The following is a 4,020-nucleotide window of genomic DNA, read 5'->3' on the forward strand; positions in this document are numbered from 1 at the left end:
GGCGGTGCCTGCCCGGGGAGGGGGTGAGCTGCTCGGTCCAATCGGCCCCACGGTTCATGCGGAGTGGATTCCTCCCCCCGCACCTCGTGACGCCTTTCCGGGGTGAATTAAGCCGAATGGAGCAGCATGCAATCGGCAAGTTGCACGGGTGCCCGAACTCGCGCGCCTTCGGGGCGCGCTGATACCCATCGCCGTGCCGGAATTCACGTGCCCAGCGTAAGAGCCATGAGCGCGCAGGGGAGGGCCAGTCGTCAAGTTCACTCCGAAGGGGAGTAGCCATTCGAGCGAGTGCGACTTGCAGTATGAAAACGCGGTATGCCGCGGCCCTCAGCCGCCGCTGCGGTACTTCGCCTGGGTCGACTGCAGGGCCTTGACCGACACGACCCCGCTCCCCGCGGCGAGGACGATCGCGAGGATGTCCATGCCGGTGCTCCCGGAAGTGAACAGCCAGGCGAGCAGGGAGGCGGCCGTGGCGCCGCCCGCGATCGGCCACCGGCTCCGGACGTACTCCGCGACGGGCGCGCCCCCGGCGCGTTTGTTCGCGGCGTTGTTGAGCAGTGCCAGATAACCGACGTGGCCGAGCGCGGCGAGCACACTGGCGATCGCGACCAGGACCGCGATGAGGTTAATCATGTCTCCAGTGTGCGCGCGTACCGCGCCCGGCGGCTCGGGGAAACACCCTGGTTTTGCCGGACCTCAGCGCCCGAGACGCCCGCGTCCCAGGTTCAGCAGCGCCATCGCGAGCTGGCGGCCCTCCGGACCGAGCTCACGGTAACGCGCGAGCACGTCCATCTCGCGGTTGTAGACGATCCGCGTGCCGCCCGCGGCCATGCGCGCGGCGCCGATCCGCTTGGACACCTCGACCCGGCGCTTGATCAGGCGCAGGATCTCGCCGTCCAGCCAGTCGATCTCCTTACGCAGCTCCGCGACTTCCTCGGCGGAAGCGATCGGCTCCGCCGAGGAAGCCGGGGAAACAGCGCCCTTGTCGTCTGTCTGTGCGTTCATCGGGACCTCCGGTCGGTCCGGACTCCAGGCCCAGAGCCGAAGAAAGCCCCGGGTCCGTGGACTCCGGGGCTTGACGTTGATGGCGTGGAGGGCACTACGCGATCACGGGAGCCGGAGTCCGGGTCCCGTAAAAAAATCGCTGAGCGTGCCGCACACCTTCAGTATGGCACAGCGCGGCGCCGCGACCGGATCGCGGCGTGCGCGAGCAGGCTCACGCCCAGCCAGAACATCGGCATGGCGGGCCAGAAGAACGGTGCGCCGGAAACCGCCCAGCGCACGATCAGCAGCGTCGAGAGGAGCACCACCACCGCGGCGTGCAGCCGCAGCGGCGGCGGGAACCAGCGGCGCTGCGGCTGTTCCTGCGGCAGGTCGGCGACGAGCCCGGCCAGTTCGCCGAGGTACTTGGCGGCATAAACGTCGCCGAGGCGTTGTTCCGTTTCGGAGAGGGTGAGACGGCCTTCGGCGCTCGCGCGCTGGATCAGGGCGGCGGTCCGCTCGCGATCGGCGTCGGAGGCTCGGATACCGGTGGGTTCAGTGGTCATGGAGTCGATGCTCCGCACCCGGGGTGCCATCCCGCATCTGTCCACCGGCGACATCGCCGAGTACGTCCGGTGCGGTACACCGTCGGCGCCCCCTAGTAGCGTGGATCCCCGATGAGCACCCTCTTCGATCTCCCCTTGCCCGAGCCGGCTCCTTCGACCGCCGCGGCCCGGGATGCCGACCTGCTGTCCGACCTCAACCGGGCCCAGCGCGAAGCCGTCACCCACGCCGGTGCGCCGCTGCTGGTGGTGGCCGGTGCCGGGTCCGGCAAGACGAGGGTGCTGACCCGCCGGATCGCCTGGCTGCTCGCCGAGCGGGGCGCCCAGCCCGGCCAGATCATGGCCATCACGTTCACCAACAAGGCCGCCGCCGAAATGCGTGAGCGCGTCTCGGACCTGGTCGGCAGGCGGGCGAACGCGATGTGGGTGTCCACCTTCCACTCGATGTGCGTGCGCCTGCTTCGCCGGGAGGCCAAGACGCTGGGCATGTCGTCGAACTTCTCGATCTACGACTCCGACGACACCAAGCGGCTCATCACGCTGGTGGCGCGGGATCTCGACATCGACCCCAAGCGCTACCCGGCGCGGGTCCTGGCCGTGCACATCTCGAACCTCAAGAACGAGCTGAAGGACGCCACCGCGGCCGCGGAGACGGCCACCAACGAGCTCGAGCGACGGGTTGCCGAGGTCTATGCCGAGTACCAGCGGCGGCTTTCGCTGGCCAACGCGATGGACTTCGACGACCTGATCATGCGCACGGTGGAGCTGCTGCAGGTCTTCCCCGAGGTCACCGAGCACTACCGGCGCCGGTTCCGGCACGTCCTGGTCGACGAGTACCAGGACACCAACCACGCGCAGTACACGCTGGTCCGGGAGCTGGTGGGCACCGAGCCGACCGAGTCTGGTGTCGAGCCGGCCGAGCTGTGCGTCGTGGGGGACGCGGACCAGTCGATCTACGCCTTCCGCGGCGCGACGATCCGCAACATCGAGGAGTTCGAACGGGACTTCCCGAACGCGCGCACGATTCTGCTGGAGCAGAACTACCGGTCCACGCAGACCATCCTGTCCGCGGCCAACGCGGTCATCTCCCGTAACCCCAACCGCAGGGACAAGCGGCTGTGGACCGACTCCGGGGACGGCCAGAAGATCGGCGGCTACGTCGCCGACAACGAGCACGACGAGGCCGCGTTCGTCGCGGGCGAGATCGACGCACTGTCCGACCGTGACGAGGCCCGCTATTCCGACGTCGCGGTGTTCTACCGCACGAACAACCAGTCCCGCGTGTTCGAAGAGATCTTCATCCGGCTCGGCCTGCCCTACCGCGTCGTCGGCGGTGTCCGGTTCTACGAGCGGCGCGAGGTCCGGGACATGCTGGCGTACCTGCGGGTGATCGCCAACCCCGAGGACACGGTGAGCCTGCGCCGCATCCTGAACGTGCCCAAGCGGGGCATCGGCGAGCGCGCCGAGGCGGTGATCGCCACGCACGCCGAGCGGGAACGCGTCTCCTTCGCCACCGCGCTGCGTGAGGCGACCGAGGGGAAGGTGCCGCTGCTCAACCCGCGCTCGGCCAAGGCGATCATCGCCTTCGTCGGGCTGCTGGACGAGCTGAGGGCGCTGGCCGAGGACGGGGTCGAGGTGGCGGACGTGCTCGAGGCGGTACTGGACCGCACCGGTTACCGGGCCGAACTGGAGGAATCGGAGGATCCGCAGGACGCCTCGCGGGTGGAGAACCTGACCGAACTGGTCACGGTCGCCCGCGAGTTCACCGAGTCCGCGGCCGAACTGACGCCCCCGGCGGAAGAGGAGGACGCGGGCGTACCGGAGCCCGGTTCGCTGCCCGCCTTCCTGGAGCGGGTGTCGCTGGTCGCCGACGCGGATTCCATCCCCGCTCCCGACGGTGAGGAGGACGGCGACGACGCCGGCGTGGTGACGCTCATGACCGTGCACACCGCGAAGGGCCTGGAGTATCCGGTGGTGTTCTGCACCGGTTGGGAGGACGGTGTCTTCCCGCACCTGCGCGCACTCGGGGAGCCGGCGGAACTGGCGGAGGAGCGGCGGCTGGCCTACGTCGCGATCACCCGTGCCCGTGAGCGCCTCTACCTCTCCCGTGCGATCACCCGCTCGGCCTGGGGGCAGCCGATGAACAACCCGGCCTCGCGCTTCCTGGACGAGATCCCGGCCGATCTCGTCGACTGGAAGCGGGAAGAGCCGGTCGCGGGGGCGAGCTCCTACGGTTCGCCGCGGGCCGCGACCACCTGGGGCCGCCGGTCCACCGGCGGCGACTCGGCACAGGCGGGCCTCGCCTCGCGAGGCATGCGGACCACCTCGTTCAAGGGCTGGCAGAACACGGTGGCCCTGAAGCTGGACGTGGGTGACCGCGTCAGCCATGACAAGTACGGCCTGGGAACCGTGGTGGAGGCGCAGGGTGAGGGCCCGCGCGCGACCGCGACCATCGACTTCGGCGCCTCGGGCAAGG

The 4,020-nt window shown here is 69.5% G+C and carries 4 protein-coding genes; 1 reads left to right on the forward strand and 3 read right to left on the reverse strand.

Going from position 1 to position 4,020, the window contains the following annotated elements; all coding sequences use genetic code 11:
* Positions 1 to 327: 327 nt before the first annotated feature.
* From FNH05_RS33745 to FNH05_RS33755, 3 genes are all read right to left on the reverse strand, one after another.
* Positions 328 to 633 (reverse strand): hypothetical protein, encoded by a 306-nt coding sequence (locus FNH05_RS33745; RefSeq protein WP_144592910.1) that lies wholly within the window; start codon positions 631 to 633, stop codon positions 328 to 330.
* Between the two features lie 63 nt (positions 634 to 696).
* Positions 697 to 1,005, reverse strand: a complete 309-nt coding sequence (locus FNH05_RS33750; protein WP_144592911.1) for a chorismate mutase — start codon at positions 1,003 to 1,005, stop codon at positions 697 to 699.
* Between the two features lie 158 nt (positions 1,006 to 1,163).
* A complete protein-coding gene (locus FNH05_RS33755) occupies positions 1,164 to 1,547 on the reverse strand; it encodes a DUF1707 SHOCT-like domain-containing protein (RefSeq protein WP_144592912.1) in 384 nt (127 codons plus the stop codon).
* Positions 1,548 to 1,658: 111 nt separating this feature from the next.
* Here FNH05_RS33755 and pcrA point away from each other — a divergent pair.
* Positions 1,659 to 4,020: DNA helicase PcrA (pcrA, locus tag FNH05_RS33760; RefSeq protein ID WP_144592913.1), on the forward strand; the 2,362-nt coding region annotated here is incomplete at its 3' end.

Origin of the sequence: Amycolatopsis rhizosphaerae, from assembly GCF_007713715.1 — a bacterium.
GTDB classification, from domain to species: Bacteria; Actinomycetota; Actinomycetes; order Mycobacteriales; family Pseudonocardiaceae; genus Amycolatopsis_E; species Amycolatopsis_E rhizosphaerae.